Origin of the sequence: Pseudomonas brassicacearum (assembly GCF_003732225.1) — a bacterium.
Classification (GTDB): Bacteria; Pseudomonadota; Gammaproteobacteria; order Pseudomonadales; family Pseudomonadaceae; genus Aquipseudomonas; species Aquipseudomonas brassicacearum_E.
Genome location: NZ_MOBJ01000006.1, coordinates 258790 through 280136 on the forward strand (window position 1 = coordinate 258790; position 21347 = coordinate 280136).

The window sequence follows — 21347 nt, forward strand, 5'->3', positions numbered from 1 at the left end:
TTTGAAATATAATCATTTTCGTTTTTAATAAGAACGTAAATCATTAAGATTTGTCAACCACATGAGTGAGCCATGAGAGAGTTAACTTCAATGCAAGCCGCCTGCTGGATCGGGCGCGCTGCTCATGCGTCTTTAGGGAGAGTTTCGGCTCATCTTTATGCCGAGTTTGATGGTCGTTCCATCGACCTGGAGCGGCTTCGCAAGGCACTTGAACGGGTATGTCTGCTGCATCCCATGCTGCGGGTTCGGCTGAATGCAGATGGCCTGCAATCCATTGCTTCGATGGACCAGTCACCGCAGTTGGAAGTCGAAGATCTACGCCTGATGACCGAGCTGGAAATGGCGCGGCATCTGCTCTGCAAGCGTGAGGAATGGACGCATCAGCAGCTTGATCTCGGTCATTGCCCGGGTGTCCGTTTCTCGGTCAGCCTGCTGGCGGGCGATGAGTTCCGCTTGCACGTCGATACGGACATGATCGCCATCGACCCGTCGAGTTTCCGCACCTTAATCGAAGACCTCGCACGGTTTTATGATGACCCCGACGGACCGGTTCCACACACGCCTTCTTTCTTCGATTGGTACGACAAGGCGCGTACCGATACCTCGCTCAAAGTCGCCCGGGAACGAGACCGCATTTGGTGGCGTGAGCGCCTGGCTGAAGTCGCTCCTGCGCCCACATTGCCGTTTCTCGAGGTTCAGCCTGATCAAGCCCGCAGCCATCGATTAAGCACATGGCTTGGCCCCGATGAGCGTCAGGCGTTACAGCGTCTGGCCCGTGAGCGAAGAATGACCCTGTCGACCTTGATGATGGGGCTTTTCGCGGCGGTACTCGGGGCGCAGACAGGAGACCGGAAATTCCGCCTCAACGTGCCCACGTTCTGGCGTCCGCCACTGGTGGATGAAGTCGAGCGGGTAGTCGGCGATTTTGCCAACGTGCTGATTCTCGATGTGGATATCGAGTCGGCCGGGAGCCTCGCAGCCCTTTGCACGCAGATGGCGAAAAAGATGGTCGATTTGCTCGAACATTGCGCCTATCCCGGGGTGAATCTGATGCGCGATCTTTCTCGCCATCATGGTTCGCCGCAACTGGCGCCGGTGGTGTTTACCGCAGCGCTGGACATGCCGGGCGGCGATCTTCTCTCGGAGCGCGTCCGGCGTGTCTTCGGGCCGATGAACTGGGTGATCTCCCAAGGACCCCAGGTTGCACTCGACGCGCAGATTGCCTGCGCCGATGGCGGCATATTGATCAATTGGGACATTCGTCTTGATGCTCTGCCGGAAGCCTGGGTGTCGGATCTGTTCGATCGCTTCGTGGCGGTCGTGCGTGAGGCGTCTGTCTGCTCTGCTGTCCTGGATCAACCGTTTTCTCAGCGCACGCTGGTCGAGAAGCCACTGACCGCTCTTCAGCAGGCCTATCTGCTTGGGCGCAGCGCGCAGATGCCGCTGGGCGGCGTGGCCATGCAGGAGTTTCGCGAGTACCGCGGCTCTTTGGAGCCTGCTCTGCTGCGAAGCCGTTTGGCCGGGATGGTCCAGCGCCACGAAAGCCTGAGAACACGGATCGATGCGCAAAAACTCGTGCAGTTTGTCAGTGATGAGGTGCAGATAAACCTGCAGGAAATCGACCTCACTGCTCTGTCGCCAGAAGATGCGCTTGGCTACCTTGAGGAGCGTCGTGAGACTTATGCGCATGCGCTGTTCGAACTGGATCGCTCGCCCTGGAATGTCACGGTCTTCCGGCTCCCGGAAGGTCAGCTGAGCGTTTTTGTGCGCCTTGATGCATTGATCCTCGATGGGCGATCGATCGCAACCCTCATGGTTGAACTGTTCGACGGTGTCGTCGGCGAGGAACCGCTCACAGAGGTTACCTCCGAGTCAGAGGATCTCGCCTGCCAACGCAAGGCGGATGCGGCTTATTGGAAAGCCAAACTCGCCTCCGTGAGCGGTGCTCCACGTTTGCCGTGGATCACCCCGCTGGACCAGGTGGGCGCTTCTCGCTATGAACGACAGAGCCTGTTGGTGCCCAAAGCGGCGTTCAGCGCGTTCTGCAAACTGGGAGCGCGGCAACGGCTGTTCAAGAACTCCACCCTGATGGCGCTGGTGCTGGAAGTGCTTTCCCACTGGGTCGATGAGGGGGGATTGTGTGTCGCGGTGCCTGTTGCTCCGCAAACGGGTGGTGCCTTTGCCAATCGCTCAAGCTTTATCGCGGTCAATTGGAACTCCGATCCAGACGGTTTCGCGCAGCGGGCTACCAGGTTGCAAGTCGATGTGCTGGAAGGTTTGCAGCATCTGGCCTTTTCAGGGGTTGATCTTGCCCGATTGCTGTTCGAATCCCACGGTCCAGGCCCCGTCCTGCCCGTGGTGATCACCAACGGTTTTTCCTGGCCGGTCTCGCCGACGGACAGTCCCATGAGCCTGTGTGGCGGACTGACCCAGACACCACAGGTGGCGATGGATATTCGCTTCTCGGCCAACGCCGAGGGTGCCTTGGTGTTCGACATCGACTATGCACGCGAAGTACTCGATCCGGCTGTGGTCAGCGATATCTTGAGTGCCTTCGAAAGGGCGATCAGTCAGATCACGGCAAACGGAGTTTTTGCCATTGATGCCCCGGCGATTATCGACAGGTGCCACTACCGGCTGAATAGCCCGGTGACTGATGCGTGCCATGCAACGTTTCTCGGGCAGATCGCGAGCAATATTTTTGATCGTACCAACGCCAGAATCGCCCTCATCAGCGGCGACCGACAAATCAGCTATGCCGAACTTGGCGACGGCGTATGCCGGGTGATCGCTGCGTTGAAAGCGCGTGGGCTTTCTCGGCGCAATGTGGTTGCCATATGCCTGCCGCGCAGCCCGGAGCACACGATGGTGACGTTGGCCTGTGCTCTGACGGGCTTGATCTGGGTCCCCATCGATGCTTCAGCGCCCGAGGAGCGACGGCTTTTTCTGCTGGAAAACTGTCGACCCGATCTGGTGGTGATCACCCAGGGTGAGCCTGTCGAGCATCCTTACGCGACACCCGACGAGCTGCTGGCAGCGCAAGCCCAGGTTCCACCGGTGATGGAGGACCTGTCGTCAAGCGAAGCGCCGGCCTATTACCTCTATACCTCGGGCACCACCGGCAAGCCCAAATGTGTGGTGCTGAGCAACCGAGCCACAGCCAATGTCATCGGCAGCACCCTTGAGCGCTGGGCAGTGACCGAGCGCGATGTGTTCATGTCCGTAACCCCGCTTCACCATGACATGTCGGTTTTCGACGTGCTGGGCTGCCTGACAGCGGGGGCGACGCTGGTACTTCCTGGCCAGGGCGAGGAAAAGGATGCGGTGCGCTGGAATCAGTTGATTGCCCGGCATCAGGTGACATTGTGGTGTTCGGTGCCCGCCATCCTGGAGATGCTCCTTTCTTGTCGCGCCACTCATGACCTGAAGAGCCTGCGCCTGATTGCGCAGGGCGGTGACTACATCAAGCCCGCCGTCATTGCCGAGCTGCGCGCGCTGCTGCCGGTTTCTCGGTTGATCTCCCTTGGGGGGCCGACGGAGACAACCATCTGGAGTATCTGGCACGAAATCACAGCTGACGACCGAGCGCTGATCCCCTACGGAAGGCCCTTGCCCGGTAACCGTTACTTCGCCCTTGATTCACAGGGTGAGCATTGCCCGGCGGGCGTTGTCGGCCGAATTCACACGGTGGGTGTCAATCTCGCACTGGGGTACCTGGAAAACGGTGAGCTGACACAGAGCGAGTTCGTGACCGTCAGCGATGAACATGGCCAGGCCGTTCGTGCTTTCCGCACCGGTGACTGTGGTCGCTACCGTCGCGATGGCACCTTGATCTTCGACAGTCGGGTCAACGGCTATGTGAAGGTTCGCGGTGTACGGGTGTCGCTCCCGGATATCGAGATCGAACTGATCAATCACCCATCGGTCAGGCACGTGCTGGTCGTGGATTATGGCGAGCAGCGTCGAGGTGAGGTTTGCATCGGTGCGCTGTATGTCGGCCAGCAGGGTACCGCAGAGCTGACGGCAACCGAGTTGCGCAACTATGCCCGCCAACATCTGCCGCATTCCCATGTACCCACGCGGTTCTTGAGCGTGGATGAGTTGCCGCTGTCGCAAAACGGCAAGCCTGATCGCCAGCGTGCCCGCAGCCTGCTCACTGCGCCGGCGAATGAAGTGGCCGAGCCTGCCGCCAGGAGCGTGTCGACCAAGAGAAACAAGGTGCTGGACATCTACCTGAGTGTACTGGGCCGCCCGTTGGAAGACGGGGTCAATGACGCGGTGGATTTCATCAGCCTGGGGTTGCGTCCCCAGCATTTGAAAGCCATTTCGGCGCGGTTCCAGGAAGACTTTTCGGTGGCGCTTTCACTCGGGCAATTGCTGCGTTGCCGCAATGCACAAGACGTTGAACGGCTGCTCGTGGCGCGCCTCTGAATACTATTGAAATGAATGGAGAGGGGCACCACAGAGTGTGCTCCCTTCTACCCAAACAGCAGTCCTTAGGGAGATGGATCGGATGACGGATATACCCACTGTAGATATTGCCGGTGTTGGCATTGGGCCCTTTAACCTCGGGTTGGCTGCATTACTGTCCAGACACCCGGGCGTGACGGGTATTTTCCTCGATCGCAAAGCGGAGTTTCGCTGGCATGAAGGGCTTCTCTTGCCAGGCACGACGCTTCAGGTTCCGTTCCTCGCGGACCTGGTGACGATGGCGGATCCCACGCATCCACTGAGTTATCTGAACTACCTGCATCAGCATGATCGCCTGTACCCGTTCTATTACTACGAGAACTTTCAGGTGCCACGGCGCGAGTACGACCATTACTGCCGATGGGCGTCGCAGCAGTTGCCCGCCTGCCACTTCGGCGAAGACATCTGTGATGTGAGCTATGACGCGAGCGTTGACCGATTCCTGATTGAAAGCCAGTCCGTGTCCGGCTTCAAACGCCATTACTACAGCCGGGACCTGGCGATAGGCGTCGGCACCGTGCCGCTGTTGCCGAAATGGGCCCAGCTGAAGAGCACGGCGCCGGTCATGCATTCGGCGGAGTTCGGTAAAAGACGGGAGCAGTTGGCGCAGTGCCGGCGGGTCACGGTCATTGGCTCCGGGCAGAGTGCGGCGGAGTGCGTGCTGGCATTGTTCAACGAGTTGACCCCCGAGCGGATCGCGGCCGGCGCTTCGATTCGCTGGATCACGCGTTCGCCGGGCTTCCATCCCATGGAGTATTCAAAACTTGGGCAGGAGTGCTTTACGCCATCCTATATGGAGTACTTCCACAGTATTCCACGGGAGCGTCGCCGAGACATCGTTGCAGGGCAGGGGTTGCTGTACAAGGGCATCAGTTTTTCGACCATTGCCGAGATCTACGACCTGATCTACGAACGCTCGATTGGCGGCGCTGATACAGGTCTGACGTTGCTTTCCAACTGCGAGGTCGAGACCGTGGAGGATGTCGACGGCACGCTGCGAATTGCCTACCGGCACCGTGAACTGGATCAGACCAGTACCCTCGAGGCAGATGCCATTGTTGCGGCGACGGGATACGGGCATGCCTGGCCGCAGTGGTTTGAACGGCTCAAAGGCGCTGTGCTTGAAACCGATGAATACGGCGACTGTATCGTCCAGGAAGATTTTACAGCGCGCCGCTGCGACGACGGCACGGGCCGTATTTTCGTGCAGAACGCGGAGATCTTCCAGCATGGTGTTGGTTCGCCGGATCTCGGGATAGCTGCCATTCGCAATGCGACGATTGCCAACCGGTTACTCGGTCGAACGCACTACCGCTTGCCCAAGCGCTCGTCGTTCCAGCGCTACGGGATGCATGAGGCGTAGAGCTTGATGTGCAGGGTCTTGTTAACGCTTTGGGCGTTACCAAGACCCTGATTGAGGGTTATACGCGGATTTGATTCAGGGCGATGCCGGCTGCCTCTGGCGTTGTGAAGAGTGCGAACACGTGATCGATCATTGCGCTGAGGCGTGCCATCTGTTCGGCGCTGTAACGATCCGAACGATAGGTGATCACCAGGCGCAGTGAGCGTTTGCCGTCGATCAGGTTTTCCATGATCTCGAACTGAATACCGAACATCGATTGGCTCTTGTCCGGGTCAATCTGTCGGTAGCGGATCGTTCCTGCGTCTGGCGTGCTCAGGGTGCCGTTCAATGCGTTGTTGGCATGAATCTGGATATAGACGTCGAACAGCAGGCCGTCCGCAGCCGTCATGCCCAAGGCCTGTTGAATCGACTCCATCGGCACATCGGCATAAGCCATGGAGTCATTGATCAAGTGGGTGACGTTTTCGATCAGCGTGCCCACTGCCTGCTGAGGATCGAACTGCACCCGGTGCGCCACCATGGTGGTGAAGTAACCAACCGTCTCGTAAAACCCGGGGTCGGTTCGCCCGGAAGCCGATGTGCCGATCACCAGATCCTGCAAGTCACCGAGTTTATGCAGGGACAGCGCAATGGCCGTGTAGACCACGCCGAACAGTGACGAGTTGTTCTGTCTGGCGAAGGTATACAGGTTATCGGTGAGGTCCTGGTCGGGTTTGATTTCGAACCATTGAGCTTTCGTCGAAACGGCTTTGGCACGCGCGCTCGCCTGATGATCAGAGGAGGGCAGTGTCAAGCCGCGGGTTGCATCACGCAACAGGCTCGTCCAATAGTCGAGATGCTTCTGATTGACGCCGGTACTTTGCTCTTGCACGGCGAATTCGTGGAAAGAGCGTGCAGGCGCTTCCCAGGTCGGCGCTTTGTCGGCGGCACGGGCGAGGTAGGCCTGGGCCAGTTCTTCCATCATGACGTTGAGCGACCATTCATCAATGGCCATGTGATGGATCAGCAAAGACAGGGTTTGGCGCTTGCGCTGCGAGTCGTACATGAAGCGAACCCTGAGGGGCAGTTCGCGGGCCAGGTCGAACTGATAGGAGGCTTCGCTTTCCAGCGTTGCCCCTTGGCTTTCACTGCTAGGCCAGAACCATTTGTAGTGGGACAGTTGAGCGATCGGCACGATTTGCTGGTACGCCTCATCCTCCTGGAAGTGGAAGGTCGTGCGCAGGCTGGCATGGCGTTTCAGCAGGTCGCTGAAGGCTTGCTCGAACAGCGCTTCATCCACGTTATCGAGGAAGTCCAAGGCAAAGGGCAGGTTGAAAATCGTCCCGAACTCATAGGCGACATAGGCCCGCCCGAGGGAGGCCTGGGCCAGCGCGAAAGGTGCCCGCTGCACGTCTTGCGGCAGGCCTGCGGCAGACGCTGCCGGGTTGTTTTGCGCGATGACGTGGGCTCGCGATGCCAGGGCCTCGGCCGTAGGGGCGCTGAAAAAGTCATTGAACTGGACTTCAATGCCGTGATTGCTCAACAGCTTGCCAATGATGCGGGTGGCCAGCAGGGAGTGGCCGCCGAAATCAAAGAAGTCATCCGTAAGTTGCATGTCGGGCTCGGCCAGGGCACCACGGAATTCGCCAAGGATAATCGTCGCCACTTCACTGCTGTTGGCCACTGGCCAGGCGTTGTCTGCACTGGCTGCTGGCGCCGCAACCTTGCCATCTGCCTGACGGTGCAACCAGGGGGTGTCGCTGGTCGAGTGACCGACATAGGCGTTCAGGACCCCGCGATACAGGTCGATCTCCTGGCAGGTCTGGTCGAGGATCTGATGGATCACGAACGCCAGGATAACGTTCTGCCTGGTTTGAATCATCAGCGCCTTGAATGGCGGCTGGCTTTGCGCATCCCACGATGCCGCTTGCCGCGAGAGCAATTGCTCGGTGGCTTCGGCGTCGGAGTGTGAACGAATGAGTTCGACGCAGGATTTCCAGTCACTGGCGTGGACTTTGTCCACCTCGCCGTCGTCGTTGAATTGATAACGTGCATTCAGATCGGGCAGTGTTTCGATGACGGCCTTGATCGCCAACTCAAGCCTCGAAAGATCGACATCAGCGTCGAGCCGCCAGGCGCAGAGGTGTTTGAGGATGCGTTCGGGGTATTGCTGCTGCAAGAGCCAGATATGTTCCTCGTGACCGTTGACAGATAGCTTCGGTAACGAATCTGGACTGAGTTCCATCATGGAAATTTCCCGCCTTATCAAACTGAACAGTAAGAAGTAGAGGTGGCACCGAGTGCCGACAGACCGATCCTCGGTCTGGTGTAACGCCCGGAATCTCGGGCGTCAAAGGAGTTGCAACGAGGTCGCATTGCAGGGGCTCTATGAACACCGTATGATGACAAATAATAATCATACCTATTCGCATTAGTCAAAATCTGATCGCGAAAGCCATCGTCTCAGGAGAGGTGTTGTGGACAACGGAGCGTTCGCGTCCAGGGAGCAATTTGAAAAGCTGTATGTCGACCATCACCGCTGGTTGTGCAGTTTGTTGCGTCGCAAGCTGGGCAATTCGGTGGATGCCGCGGATCTCGCCCATGATGTCTATCTCAACCTCATCAGGAAGGGCCAGGTTCCCTCGACCGAGAACTCACGCAGTCATCTGACTCAAATCGCCAAAGGAATGGTGATAGATCTGTATCGCCGCCGGCATCTTGAGGCCAGCCATCTGGAAGGGCTGATGCAGCAAGCCGAGCCTCTGGTGCCATCGGAAGAGGTTCGCGCGCTGGCATCGGAGGCCCTGTCTCAGATCGATGTTGCCTTGCATAACAAGCCACTCAAGGCCCGCGAAGCGTTGCTGCTGTGCAAGTTGCATGGCATGGGTCACCGGGATATCGCGGCCGAGTTGAAGGTGTCGGTGTCCTCCGTCGAGAAATACATCGCTGCGGGCCTTCGGGCCTGTCACCCATTCGCATCAGGGGCGGGCCTGTGATCGGTCGTTCGGTTCACCGCGGCGAACGGATTAATCGGTATTTCGATTGAGGATTTTGCGTCGCCGTTCGGAATACAAGGTACGCAACGCGCAAAACGCTCGAACACAAAGGAAGTCAGGCATGCCTTCAGGCTGCCGGCAGTGGTTATTCAGGAGAGCTCATGAGTGTTAAAGACAAACCCGCCGCCGGCTCGGTATCTCGGATACTGAGACCCGTACGCGGCCGGCTGATTGTCGCCGCGGTACTGGCCGCCATCGGGACCATGCTGACGATGGTGCCACTGGCCGGCATCGCCCATATCGCACAGTTCTCGATGGGGCAGGCCGAGGTCGCTACCGGCTGGGTCCAGATGCAGAATCAGGTCTGGCGGGTTGTCAGCGTCAGCCTGGTGTGCCTGTTCCTCGGCATGACGTTGATTTCGGTGGGCGAGATGGTCGCGCACCTGGCCGACAATCACATCACCGGCCATTTGCGTTTGGCGATTACTCGTCGACTGGCCAAGGTACCGCTGGGTTGGTTTACCAGTCGGGCTTCGGGTGAAGTCAAACAGGCAATGCAGGATGACATCGGTACGCTGCACGGCCTGACTGCGCATTTCTTTACCACGCTGGGCCGTACCGTTGGTGCGATCCTCATCGCCATCCTGTACCTGTTTGCCATGGACTGGCGCATGGCGATTGTCTCCCTGCTGCCATTCCCGCTGTTTTTCCTGTTTTTCTCCAGGGCGACCAAGGCCAGTGGGGCGAACATGCAATCGTTCGGCGCCGGTATGGCACGTATCAACAACGCAGTGGTTGAGTTCGTCAACGGCATTCCCGTGGTCAAGGCCTTTGGTGTCGAGGGCAAGGCCCATGGCAGTTACCGGGAAGCGGTGGATGCCTTCGCCGAGGCGTTCACCGACTTCACACGGCCGCTGGTCAGCGCGATGGCCAACGCCCATGCAATGATTACCCCGGTTGCGGTACTCGGGGTGGTGCTGGCCTTTGGCACTTTGCTGGTGAGCCTGGGCTGGATCACCCCGGTAGAAGTCTTGCCTTTCGCCTTGGTGGCGCCGGGTATCTGTGCGCCACTGCTGCTGTTGAGCTACATCACCCACGACCTGAACAATGCTACCGCCGCTGCCCAGCGTGTGCATACGCTGCTGGAAACGCCGGTACTGGAAACCCTGGCGGGCGAATCCCGGCAGTTGCCCGAAAATGCCGAGATTCGCGTCGAGCAACTCGGCTATAGCTACGACGGCCAGAACCCGGTGCTCAAGGACATTGGCTTCACCCTCAAGCCCGGCACGGTGACGGCGATTGTCGGTGCTTCCGGCTCCGGTAAGTCGACATTGGCACGCCTGCTGCTGCGCTTCTTCGATCCGACTGAAGGGCGCATTACCCTGGGCGGCGTCGACATCAGGCAGATCGAGAGCGCGCAGTTGTACCGGCGCATCGGTTTTGTGTTGCAGGAAGTGCGTCTTATCCATGCCAGCCTTCGCGACAACATTGCCTTGGGCAGGCCATCGGCCAGCCAGCAGGAAATCGAAGACGCAGCGCGCACCGCGAATATTCACGAGCGCATCCTCGCCTTGCCGCGGGGTTATGACTCGGTGATCGGTGAGGATGTGCAGCTCTCCGGCGGCGAGTTACAGCGCGTGAGTATCGCCCGCGCCGTGTTGCTGGACCCGCCGGTGCTGGTGCTTGATGAAGCCACGGCGGCAGCCGATGCCGAGAACGAGGTGAAGCTCCAGCAAGCGCTATCGCGATTCGCCCAGGGCCGCACCTTGATGGTGATCGCTCACCGGCTCGATACGGTGATGCACGCCGACCAGATCATTCTGATCGACAACGGTACGATTTGTGAGCAGGGACGTCATCACGAGCTGCTCGCCCGCAAAGGCCGCTACGCCCGACTGTGGGCACTGGGCGGCTACGAACAGGCCAAGGAACAGGCGGTGTCGGCATGCTGAGAACCTTTATTCAACTGTTGGGTGAAGATGCCCCGGTGCTGCGGCGCTATCTCTATATGACGCTGGTCTACGGCCTGCTCTGCGGGCTGACGATTGTCACCTTGGTGCCGATACTCACCAGCCTGCTGGGCAGTGAAACGCGCGCAGCGGGGCAATGGTTGATCGCGCTGGTGATCGGCGTGGTGATTTGCTGGGCGCTACGACGCACAGTGGAGAAAGCCGGTATCCGTGTAGGCATCGCCGTCCTCCAGCGGGGCCGCCATCGGCTCGGCGACCATGTGGCGCGTTTGCCGGTGGGTTGGTTCACCGCACAAAACACCGCGCGGCTAAGCCATGTCGCGTCCCAGGGCATGATGGAAATGGCTCAGCTTCCCGCCCACGTTTTCACGCCGCTGATGACAGGCGTGGTCACGCCGGTAGTGATCCTGATTGCACTGTTCGCCTTGCACTGGCAGATGGGCCTGATCACGCTGGTGACGCTGCCGATCCTGTTGGGTGTCTTTGTGTTGACCGCTCGCTTGGGGCAGCGTGCAGACCAGGACTTCCAGCACAACGCTGCCCACACCAGCCAGCGCATGGTCGAGTTCGCCCAGGCGCAAGCGGTGCTGCGGGCGTTCAATGGCGAGGACGGTGGTACTCAGTTTCTTGAACAGGCCATCGGGCGCCAGCAGCACTCCGCGAGACGGTTGATTCACGTCTCGGCGATGTCGGTGGTGTTCAATGCCTGGGCGGTACAGGCGAGCTTCGCAGCCTTGCTGGTGGCCGCCACGCTATGGCTCGGTGAGTTGTTGGGCGCAAGCCTGGAGGCGGGGTCGGTCATTGCAGTCATTGTTGCACTGCTGCTGGTCAGCCGCTTTATCGATCCGTTGCTGGAAGTGGCTGGCTATAGCGAGGTGCTGCGTGGCGCGCGTGGCCAGTTGGGAGCCGTGCGTGAGATCTTTGCGGTCAAGCCGCTGCCTGAGCCGCAGACGCCACAGGCACCCGTCGATGGGTCCGTCGAACTGCGCAACGTGAGCTTTTGTTATGCCGAGGACCAGGCTGATGTATTACGGGATGTCAGCCTGCGTATCGAGCCGGGCAGCATGACCGCTCTGGTCGGCGCTTCCGGCTCGGGCAAGACCACGCTGGTGAGGCTGATCGCGCGTTTCTTCGACGTGACTCAAGGCAGTGTGATCGTGGGCGGCGTGGATGTTCGCCAGATGTCCGGCGAGCAACTGGCCGGCCAGATCAGTCAGATCTTCCAGGATGCTTACCTGTTCCAGGGCAGCATCGCCGATAACATCCGCATCGGCAAACCCGATGCCAGCGATGCCCAGGTGATGGAAGCGGCAAGACAAGCCGGCGTCGTGGAGATCGTCGAACGACTGCCTCAAGGCCTGGATACACCAGTAGGCGAGGGCGGCGCCCGACTGTCCGGCGGCGAGCGTCAGCGGATTTCCATCGCCCGTGCGCTGATCAAGGATGCACCGATTCTGTTGGTCGATGAGGCCACTGCTGCGCTCGATGCCGAGAACCAGGCCGCTATTGCTGAGGCACTGGCACGCTTGCGTGGTACTCGTACGCTGATCGTCATCGCGCACCAGCTCTCGACGGTGGCCATGGCCGACCAGATTCTGGTGCTCGATAATGGCCAGATCAGCGAGCAAGGTTCCCACGCGCAATTGAGTGCCAAGCCAGGGCTCTACGCGCACTTTCTCGCCCAGCGCCGGGCGGCAAAGGGCTGGCGCATTGCCGGGGCGTTTGGCAGTGAGGGTGATTCTTGAGTCGTGCAGCCTTACTGATCCTGTTTGTCGTGCTCTGTTGCCTTTCGCTGATGGTGGGAGTCAAACAGGTCTCCTGGACAGCACTTTTCACATTTTCCGATGATGCCTGGCTGACACTGACCGCCAGCCGCCTTCCGCGTCTCGCGGCCCTGATACTCACCGGGGTAGGGCTGGCCGTCTGCGGCGTGATCCTGCAGCAGATTGTGCGTAACCGGTTCGTCGAGCCCGCCACGTCCGGTGGACTGGATGCTGCAAAGCTGGGCATTCTGATTTCACTGACGGTAGCCCCCGCCGTTGGTGCTGCCGGCAGGATGCTGTTTGCCCTGGCGTTCTGTTTTGCCGCGAGCCTGATCTATGTCGCGATCATCCGCCGTATCAAGTTCAAGAACACGGTGATGGTTCCGGTCATAGGTCTGATGTATGGCAGCGTATTGAGCGCCGTCGCCGAGTTCTACGCCTACCGTCACAACATCTTGCAGAGCATGCAGGGTTGGATGCTCGGTGACTTCTCCAAAATCGTGCAGGGCAATTACGAAATCATCTATCTGATCCTGCCGATCGTCGTGCTCACCTACCTTTATGCGCACCGGTTTACCGTACTGGGGATGGGTGAGGGCATGGCCAGCAGTCTGGGCTTGAACTACGCAGCCAATGCGGCGCTAGGTCTGATGCTCGTCGCGGTCACCGTTTCCGCCACGGTCATCACCGTGGGGGCGATCCCCTTTGTCGGGCTGGTGATTCCCAACCTGGTGGCGCTGCACTACGGAGAAAACCTGGAGCGAACATTGCCCATCGTCGCCTTGTGTGGCGCGTCGTTGTTATTGGCCTGCGATATCCTCGGCCGCCTGCTGATCTACCCCTTCGAAGTGCCTATCGGTCTCACCGCCGGCAGTGTGGGCGGCCTGTTATTTCTCGTGCTGCTGATCAGGAAGTACACATGAGGCGCGTGGCTACCCGTTATGGTCTCTGGCTGCTGGTTCTGGCGCTGGCGATCGCGTTCCTGTTGTTAGGGGCCGGCTTCGACTTCGACTACGTCATTCCCAAGCGACTCACCCGTTTGGCGGCGATGTGCATTGCCGGGGTGTGCATTGCCTATTCGTCGGTGATTTTCCAGACCATCGCCGGCAACCGGATACTGACGCCGGCGATCATGGGGTATGAGGCGATCTACCTGCTGTTCCAGGCACTACTGATTCTGGTGCTGGGCACCCAGAGCCTGGTGTTGCTGGGGCGTGACGGTAACGTCCTGTTGTCGGTCCTGCTGATGCTCGGCTATTCATGGCTTATTCACCGTTGGCTGTTCCGAGACGGGAGCAACAACGTATACCTGCTGCTCCTGTTGGGACTGGTACTGAGCATGGTGATGGGGACGTTTACCCAATTTATCCAGCTGAAGATCAGCCCCGGAGAATTCTCGATTTTCCAAGGGTTCAACTACGCCTCCTTCAACAAGGCGCAACCTGGGCAAGTGATCTATTCGGGCGTGCTGGTCGCGGCGGTGTGCGGCATCGCCCAACGAACCCTGCCGGTGCTCGATGTGCTTTCCCTGGGACGTGACCAAGCCATTTCCCTGGGGGTCGATTACCTGCGCAGCGTGCGACTTCAACTGGCACTTATTGCAATTCTGGTGGCGATCTCGACGAGCCTCGTCGGGCCGACGGCATTCATGGGAGTGTTCGTTGCGAACATCTCATATGCGCTTGCCCGAACCGCTCGGCACCGGGTCACGTTGCCCATGAGTTGCGCCATCGCCATTGGCATTTTCATTGTCGCCCAATACCTGGTCGAGCAGATATTCAACTACAACACCTCCGTCAGCATTCTCGTCAACCTGGTGTGTGGTGTGTATTTCCTCGCGCTGATGATTCGAACCCGAGGCACCCCATGATCTCCCTCAATCACGTTTACAAGGCCTATGGCACCAAGCATGTCCTTAGTGACGTCAGCGTCCGGTTTCCACCGGGGCAGGTCACGTCGCTGATCGGTCCAAACGGGGCGGGCAAGACCACGCTGCTGATGTTGATCGCACGCCTGCTGGCGCCGACCCGGGGCGACGTTCTGATTGGCGGGCGCAGCATTCTGGATGTGCCCGTTCGCGACTATGCCAAGCGCGTGGCCACCTTGCGCCAGTCCCCGGATTTCAGCCTGCGCCTGACCGTCGAGGAATTGGTAGCCTTCGGGCGCTTCCCTTACAGTCGTGGAGCGCTTACCGCCGAGGATCGCGAGGTTATCGATGAGGCCATCGAGTTCTTGTCCTTGCAGTCCCTGCGCCTCTCCTACATTGACGAGCTCAGCGGCGGACAACGGCAGATGGCGTTCCTGGCGATGACCATTGCCCAGCAAACGGATTACCTGTTGCTGGACGAGCCGCTCAACAACCTCGACATGAAGCATGGCGTACAAATCATGCGTGCCTTGCGTCGCTTGTGTGATGAGCAAGGCCGCACAGTGATCCTGGTGGTCCATGACATCAACTTCGCGGCCAACTATTCCGATCATATCGTTGCCATGAAAGGCGGGGGAATTCACTGCCACGGCCCGGTCGCGGAGGTTGTTACCGAGGCGCACCTGCGCGAACTTTTTGGTCTGGATTTCGAAATCCTGCAGAGCGAACAAGGGTTCGTCTGCAACTACTTCAACCCGTCACCTTCAAGGGAACTGATATGAGCACTGATCACCCGAAAAAACTCTGTGGAGTGCTACTGGCAATGGCCGTAGCGGCCGGGCTGCAGGGATGTGACAAGCCGGCGGCAGAGGCCACCCCGCCAGTGAGTGCGCAGGCGCACTACGAACCGGTCAAGATCGAGCATCCTCTGGGCACAACCGTGGTGACCAAACTACCCGAGCGCGTAGTGGCTTTCGATATGAGCGAGCTCGATACACTCGATCAGTTGGGGGCACCGGTGGTGGGCATCGCCAAGGACTACGTCACCAGCTTTCTCACTAAATACCGTGACGACTCGAATGTTATGGATGTAGGAGCGACTGTTCAGCCCAATCTCGAGCGGTTGCATGCGCTCAAGCCCGACCTGATTCTGATCTCTCCGCTCCAGGCACAAAGCTATAAGGAACTCAGCCAGATCGCCCCGACCGTCTACGACGACGTGGACCTGACCAACAAACAAGGCAATATCATCAGCACAGCCAAGGCGCATTTGACCCTCTTGGGACGCATCCTCGGCAAAGAGGAACTGGCCCGCCAGAAAGTCGCAGAAATGGAAGCCAAGGTGGAACAGACCCGCCGTGTCACCGAAGGACGTCCGGAGAAAGCCTTGATCGTGCTGCATAACAACGGCGCCTTCACCTCCTACGGCGTGAAGTCGCGCTACGGCTTTATCTTCGACACCTTGGGCGTGAAACCGGCCAGTACTGACATCGAAGCCGGTTTGCATGGACAGCCGATTTCCAATGAGTTTATCCAGCAGGCCGATCCCGACATTCTCTATGTCATCGACCGCACCGCGGTGATGGAGCATCGTCCGGCACTGGACATCAAGAGCCTGGATAACCCGCTGCTGCGCAAGACCAAGGCCTGGAACAACGGCCGTGTAATCTTTGTCGATGCTCAGACCTGGTATCTGTGTACCGCCAGCGTGACCTGTCTCAATCGAATGGCTGACGAGGTGGTTCAGGGCTACAAGGGCTGACGTCGTGACGTGTATCTGCAGCACAAAGGGCTGGTCCTGTTCAGGCGCCAGCCCTTTTTGTGGATGGTGTAGCGGGCGACCTGATCCAGACCCTTGGAGTGTTCTCAGCGTAACGAATGTAAATATTTATCATTTAGATTGAGGATTTGACGTTCTGGTACGGAAACCTAGTGAATGCACTCCAATTCTTTGCATCGAAAGGAATCCAGCATGTCGGAACACGGTCGCCCACATAGCGCCAACCCTGATTCATCGCAGGCTACACAACGCGCTTTTTCGTTTACCTTGAATCGTACTTTCTCTGCCGTACAGATGGCGCTGTTGCTAGGGCTGACCGGAGGCTCGATGGCTGTGGCCGCTGCGCCTGCCCTTGAGCCGTCAACGCAGTCTCCGGCGGGCACTGGCGAAGGTAGCCTTGTCCTGTCTGAAACAACGGTGGAGGGCACTATGGGCGCATCTGCCGACCTGCCGCCGGCGTATGCGGGCGGCCAGGTTGCCACTGGCAGTCGAGTCGGGCTGCTGGGCACCAAGGACTTTATGGAGACTCCCTTCAGCGCCATCAGCTACACCGATGACTTCGTGCGCAACCACCAGGCGAAGGACATCGGTTCGGTAATCGGCGCAACCGATCCATCGGTGAACGTCCCGTCCAAACGGGCCATCATCGAAACCTTCTTCATTCGTGGCTTCAATACTTCCGCCAACGACATCACCTACAACGGCCTGATCGGTATGGCGCCGAACCTGCGTGGCGCGACCGAGCTGGCCGAGCGCATCGAAGTGCTCAAGGGCCCGTCCGCTCTGCTGAACGGCATGCCACCAGATGGCAGCGTCGCAGGCAGCATCAATATGGTGCCCAAGCGCGCAGGCGACGAACCCCTGACGCGGCTGACGACCTCTTTTGAATCCAATGGTTTATACGGTGCGCATGCCGACGTGGGTCGGCGCTTTGGCGATCAGAATCAGTTTGGTATCCGCTACAACGGGGTGTACCGCGACGGCGACACCGCCGTGGACGATCAGAAACAAAACATGCAGCTCAATGCGCTGGGCCTGGACTGGCGCGCCGAGCGCATCCGCCTGTCGTTGGACGCCTACAAGCAACGTGAACATCTGGAGGGCGCCAACTATTTCGGTATTGCCTCGATCAACCCTAAGGTCACCAGCGTACCCCGCGCGAAGAAGGGTGATTACGCGCTGGCACCTGACTGGGCATATACCACCAACGACACCGAAACCTTCTTGCTCAGAGGCGAGGTCGATTTGAATGACTCGCTCACCGCCTTTGCGGCCTATGGGCAGAGGGACGGTGGCCGCAACGCCCTGATGACGCGCGACACGCTGGTCAACAACGCCGGTGATATCAATGTTCTGGCTTATCGCTCGGATGGGCAGGGCACCCAGAAATCGGGCGAGGCTGGCCTGAAGGGCCGCTTCGACACCGGCCCCGTAGGCCACGAATGGTCGCTGGCGGCCACTCAGTACAAGTCGGAGATGAGCTACAAGGATCTTCAGATACCCAACTACGTGACCACCAACTACTACAACCTCGACTTCGGCCCAACGCCGCCCTTGGGCAAATTTGGTGCTGTCACCTCCCGGACCGAAGACAAGCTGGGCAGTGTTGCTTTGCTCGATACCCTTTCGTTCCTTGATGGCCGTATCCAATGGACGCTGGGCTTGCGGAATCAGACAGTAGAAAGCTCAAACCTGACCCCGGATCGGGTCAAGACTTCCCATTATGACGAGAGCCGTGTTTCGCCGGCTACCGCGTTGCTGGTCAAGGTGACCGACGATGTATCGGTCTACGCGAACTACATCGAAGGTCTGTCTAAGGGGGGGACGGCTCCGACGACGGCAGCCAACCCGGGTGAAATCCTGAGCCCGATTCAGACAAAGCAGTATGAAGTGGGCGCCAAGCTTGACCTGGGTACGTTCGCCACCACGTTGGCCGTGTTCCAGATCGAAAAACCCAGCACCTTTACCGACCCGATCACCAACATTTTTGGCGTCAATGGTGAGCAGCGCAACCGCGGCGTGGAATGGAGCTTCTTCGGTGAGGCCCAACCAGATCTGCGTTTGATGGGCGGTGTTTCCTACACGCAGGCGGTGTTGACGAAGGCGCTGGTAGCGGCGAACGAAGGCAATCAGGTGACCGGCGTTCCGAAGATCATCGCCAAGCTGGGGGCCGAGTACGACCTGGAGATGGTTCCTGGGTTGACCCTGACCGCAGGCACGAACTACGTAGGCAGCCGCTACGTCACGGACGACCATCGGATGGAGTTGCCGTCTTACACCGTTTTCGATGTGGGCGGTCGGTACACCACCAAAGTCATGTCCAAACCTGTGACCTTACGGGCTAACGTAGAGAATATCGCCAACCGGGCATACTGGATCGGTTCCTACAGCGGCGGCGACGGCAGTGGCCTGTCCGGCGGCCTGGGCGCTCCACGTACCCTTCAGCTTTCAGCATCGGTTGATTTCTGACAGTCGGCCAGCCTAGAGGCAGGGGAGAGTTCTGCGACTTTCTCCGGTCTTGGCGGTACGACACGGCACGCTGGAATTCTCGCTGGATTTAACGATAAAGCCTCGATTCATCGGGGCTTTATCGTGTCTGCGGGGGAGAGATCAGACGGCGTAATCAATGACCTCTGTGCAGTCATAGAATTTCAGGGTTGCCAAAGAACATTCATATTTGCCCCCGCTCGCATCGGGTGTACGAGTGATCGCTAATGGCGATTTCTGACAGAACACCAAGACGGTACAGGGTAGTTTTCAGTGTAACTCCAGATGGGAATTGGGTGAGCTCTGGTAGCAAAGATTGGTGCAGCAAAGCTCTAGGAGGAGAGGCGGCATCCAGGTTCAGCTTTATGAATGGAAAAACGTGCGGTTGGACGGCTGCTGGCGCAGCCGACCATCGATTGACTCATTGGGCTTTCCAAAAAAGGTCAGGCCGCTGGGATCAGCGCTGCCGCGTCGATATCGAAGGCGCTTGGCCAATCGTTGAGAGTCGCAGAGAAGCGTTGATCAATGGTCGCAATAAGGCATCGAGTGAGGCCATCGTTGTCGACCATTACAAGGTATGCGCGATAAACCTAGAGTCAATTAGGCACTTAATATAGCGTTGGTAGGTTCAGGGATATCGCGGGCAAACCTACGAAGTAATGCCTTGCAGGTGGGCAGTGGTGATGAGTCAGTCAACAATCACTCCGTCAGGCTTACCTGCGCGGCCTCGTCAAACTTCAACCGGGCCGTTTCAACCTCAGGCAATTTGTCGAGTGTCCATTTATGCAATTCGCGAAATGGCTGCTGCAGTGTTCGACCAAGTTGGGTGATCTCATACTGGACTGCCACGGGCGAAAACGAGATGACCTGGCGCGAGACGAGTCCATTTCGTTCCAGTCGACGCAGGCACTGTGTCAGTGCTTTCTGAGTGACGCCCTCCAGGCGACGCCTGATGGCGTTAAAACGGTGCGGCCCGTCATCAAGTACCGCCAGAACCATCATCGACCACTTGTCTGCGATTTGGTCGAACAGCGCCCGGCTTGGGCACTCCGACGAAAAACACTGCGGCTTTAATTCCAGCATCGAAGTTTCCTCATGTATACCTAGGCGACTTTAGGTGCCTAATTGACATTTGGTTTACAAAATATACTTATATGGCTTCCAAAAGCAAATGGAGTCCATCCGATGTCAAACCCTGAAACCAGCATTTTATTTCGTCCTTTTTCGATCCGGTCGCTTGAACTGAAAAACCGGATTGTCATGGCGCCAATGACGCGTCTGTTCTCACCCGAAGGCATCCCGGGTGAAGCGAGCACTGCCTACTACCGGCGGCGGGCAGAGGGACGTGTCGGGCTGATTTTGTCGGAAGGCACCGTGATTGATCGCCCAGCATCGCGCAATGATTCTGGCATTCCTTTTTTTCACGGCGAAGCGGCGCTGGCTGGGTGGAAAAACGTGATCGATGCGGTCCACAACGCTGGCGGGCGCATGGCACCGCAGATCTGGCACACCGGTGCCACGCGTTACATCAACGACTGGGAGCCAGATGCGCCAGTGGAAAGCCCGTCGGGCCTTGATTCGCCAGGTGACCTGCGTGGTGTGGCGATGAGTGAAGAGGACATTGCCGACACGGTAGCAGCGTTCGCCAAGGCCGCAGCGGATGCCAAACGACTGGGCTTCGATACCGTTGAGATCCACGGAGCCCATGGTTATTTGATCGATCAGTTTTTCTGGTCTGGTACCAATCTGCGCACCGACCGCTACGGCGGCCCGACGATCAAGGAACGCTCGCGTTTTGCCAGTGAGATAGTGTCTGCTGTTCGTCATGCTGTTGGCCCTGAATTCCCGATCATCATGCGTGTCAGCCAGTGGAAGCAACAGGATTACGGAGTACGCGTCGCTGAAACGCCAGCTGTGATGGAAGACTGGCTGTTGCCATTAGTCGAGGCTGGTGTCGACGTCCTGCACTGCTCACAACGCCGCTTCTGGGAACCTGAGTTCCCCGAGATTGACGGTGAGAACGGCCTGAACTGCGCGGGCTGGGCGAAGAAAGTAACCGGGGCCGCGACCATCAGTGTTGGTTCGGTTGGGCTAGAAAATGATGTTACTAATGCCTTCGCCGGCAAGGGATCAACCCCTGCGAGTTTGGATCGGCTCGTCGAACGCATGGAGCGCGAAGAGTTTGATCTGATCGCTGTAGGGCGTGTTCTGCTGAGTGACAAGGATTGGGCCGCCAAAGTTGAAAAAGGCGATTACGCAGACCTAAAGGGCTTCAATCCGGCATCTTTAGCCGAATTGGTTTGAGCCTTACAGCTGAGTGGAGAGTTTCATGCCACAAAGGTTTTAGTCTGAAGGAATCAGAGGTCTAGCCTCGGATGTTGCGAGGTCGAGATCGTAATCTGTTGTTGAGTGCGCCATGACTGTTTCAATGACCGAACAGGTTAAGGCCGCTCAACACCCGCGTAAATTAATATTGCGTTGCGGTGCGGCCTGGGCATTTACGCGCAGGCTGCATAGCGTCGCCGATTAATGTAGCGCTAGATTTTTCGTGGCTATCTAGGCCTTTCGGGAGCAGCCTTGATTAAGGTGTAATGCGATGCTTGGGCTACGGCGCGACGTTGTGTCCGGTCATTTAGTTAGTCGGCAATGCGTAAAGTTGCTTAGAGTCGGTA

At 58.4% G+C, this 21347-nt stretch carries 13 protein-coding genes; 11 read left to right on the forward strand and 2 right to left on the reverse strand.

Features of this window, described 5'->3' with window-relative positions; translation table 11 throughout:
• Positions 1-72 precede the first annotated feature (72 nt).
• Complete coding sequence (locus tag BK659_RS08000) at positions 73-4431, forward strand: amino acid adenylation domain-containing protein (protein ID WP_123424542.1); 4359 nt, start codon at positions 73-75, stop codon at positions 4429-4431.
• Positions 4432-4513: 82 nt separating this feature from the next.
• Complete coding sequence (gene basC / locus BK659_RS08005; protein ID WP_123424543.1) at positions 4514-5833, forward strand: putative histamine N-monooxygenase; 1320 nt, start codon at positions 4514-4516, stop codon at positions 5831-5833.
• Positions 5834-5891: 58 nt separating this feature from the next.
• Here basC and BK659_RS08010 read toward each other — a convergent pair whose 3' ends face one another.
• Positions 5892-8060, reverse strand: a complete 2169-nt coding sequence (locus BK659_RS08010) for a condensation domain-containing protein (protein ID WP_123424544.1) — start codon at positions 8058-8060, stop codon at positions 5892-5894.
• Positions 8061-8289: 229 nt separating this feature from the next.
• Between BK659_RS08010 and BK659_RS08015 the strand changes: the two genes are divergently transcribed.
• From BK659_RS08015 to BK659_RS08050, 8 genes are all read left to right on the forward strand, one after another.
• A complete protein-coding gene (locus BK659_RS08015; RefSeq protein WP_123424545.1) occupies positions 8290-8808 on the forward strand; it encodes a sigma-70 family RNA polymerase sigma factor in 519 nt (172 codons plus the stop codon).
• Between the two features lie 161 nt (positions 8809-8969).
• Positions 8970-10760, forward strand: coding sequence for an ABC transporter ATP-binding protein (locus tag BK659_RS08020; protein ID WP_123424546.1), 1791 nt, complete (start codon positions 8970-8972; stop codon positions 10758-10760).
• Entirely contained in the window at positions 10754-12523 is a 1770-nt protein-coding gene (locus tag BK659_RS08025) for an ABC transporter ATP-binding protein (RefSeq protein ID WP_123424547.1), read from the forward strand. Before BK659_RS08020 ends, BK659_RS08025 begins: the two co-directional genes overlap by 7 nt.
• Positions 12520-13464 carry an ABC transporter permease gene (locus tag BK659_RS08030; protein WP_123424548.1) on the forward strand — a complete coding sequence of 315 codons (945 nt, stop codon included), beginning with the start codon at positions 12520-12522 and terminating at the stop codon, positions 13462-13464. The genes BK659_RS08025 and BK659_RS08030 overlap by 4 nt, the downstream gene beginning before the upstream one ends.
• Positions 13461-14411, forward strand: coding sequence for an iron chelate uptake ABC transporter family permease subunit (locus BK659_RS08035; protein WP_123424549.1), 951 nt, complete (start codon positions 13461-13463; stop codon positions 14409-14411). Before BK659_RS08030 ends, BK659_RS08035 begins: the two co-directional genes overlap by 4 nt.
• The gene (locus tag BK659_RS08040; protein WP_123424550.1) at positions 14408-15190 is read left to right on the forward strand and encodes an iron ABC transporter ATP-binding protein; all 783 of its coding nucleotides are present in this window, start codon (positions 14408-14410) and stop codon (positions 15188-15190) included. The genes BK659_RS08035 and BK659_RS08040 overlap by 4 nt, the downstream gene beginning before the upstream one ends.
• Positions 15187-16170: a siderophore ABC transporter substrate-binding protein gene (locus BK659_RS08045; protein ID WP_123424551.1), complete on the forward strand. Its 984-nt coding sequence runs from the start codon at positions 15187-15189 to the stop codon at positions 16168-16170. Before BK659_RS08040 ends, BK659_RS08045 begins: the two co-directional genes overlap by 4 nt.
• A gap of 210 nt (positions 16171-16380) precedes the next feature.
• The gene (locus BK659_RS08050) at positions 16381-18657 is read left to right on the forward strand and encodes a TonB-dependent receptor (protein ID WP_221178143.1); all 2277 of its coding nucleotides are present in this window, start codon (positions 16381-16383) and stop codon (positions 18655-18657) included.
• 717 nt (positions 18658-19374) lie between these two features.
• Here BK659_RS08050 and BK659_RS08055 read toward each other — a convergent pair.
• Positions 19375-19758 carry a winged helix-turn-helix transcriptional regulator gene (locus tag BK659_RS08055; protein WP_123424552.1) on the reverse strand — a complete coding sequence of 128 codons (384 nt, stop codon included), beginning with the start codon at positions 19756-19758 and terminating at the stop codon, positions 19375-19377.
• 102 nt (positions 19759-19860) lie between these two features.
• Between BK659_RS08055 and BK659_RS08060 the strand changes: the two genes are divergently transcribed.
• Entirely contained in the window at positions 19861-20979 is a 1119-nt protein-coding gene (locus BK659_RS08060) for an NADH:flavin oxidoreductase (protein WP_123424553.1), read from the forward strand.
• The last annotated feature ends 368 nt before the right edge of the window (positions 20980-21347 follow it).

What these genes read in the sequence shown, in the direction of transcription:
- BK659_RS08060 (WP_123424553.1), top strand. Translation starts at nt 19,861, where the DNA reads ATGTCAAACCCTGAAACCAGCATTTTATTTCGTCCTTTTTCGATCCGG.
- BK659_RS08010 (WP_123424544.1), bottom strand. Translation starts at nt 8,060, where the DNA reads ATGATGGAACTCAGTCCAGATTCGTTACCGAAGCTATCTGTCAACGGT.
- BK659_RS08000 (WP_123424542.1), top strand. Translation starts at nt 73, where the DNA reads ATGAGAGAGTTAACTTCAATGCAAGCCGCCTGCTGGATCGGGCGCGCT.
- BK659_RS08035 (WP_123424549.1), top strand. Translation starts at nt 13,461, where the DNA reads ATGAGGCGCGTGGCTACCCGTTATGGTCTCTGGCTGCTGGTTCTGGCG.
- BK659_RS08040 (WP_123424550.1), top strand. Translation starts at nt 14,408, where the DNA reads ATGATCTCCCTCAATCACGTTTACAAGGCCTATGGCACCAAGCATGTC.
- basC (WP_123424543.1), top strand. Translation starts at nt 4,514, where the DNA reads ATGACGGATATACCCACTGTAGATATTGCCGGTGTTGGCATTGGGCCC.
- BK659_RS08045 (WP_123424551.1), top strand. Translation starts at nt 15,187, where the DNA reads ATGAGCACTGATCACCCGAAAAAACTCTGTGGAGTGCTACTGGCAATG.
- BK659_RS08050 (WP_221178143.1), top strand. Translation starts at nt 16,381, where the DNA reads ATGTCGGAACACGGTCGCCCACATAGCGCCAACCCTGATTCATCGCAG.
- BK659_RS08020 (WP_123424546.1), top strand. Translation starts at nt 8,970, where the DNA reads ATGAGTGTTAAAGACAAACCCGCCGCCGGCTCGGTATCTCGGATACTG.
- BK659_RS08055 (WP_123424552.1), bottom strand. Translation starts at nt 19,758, where the DNA reads ATGCTGGAATTAAAGCCGCAGTGTTTTTCGTCGGAGTGCCCAAGCCGG.
- BK659_RS08025 (WP_123424547.1), top strand. Translation starts at nt 10,754, where the DNA reads ATGCTGAGAACCTTTATTCAACTGTTGGGTGAAGATGCCCCGGTGCTG.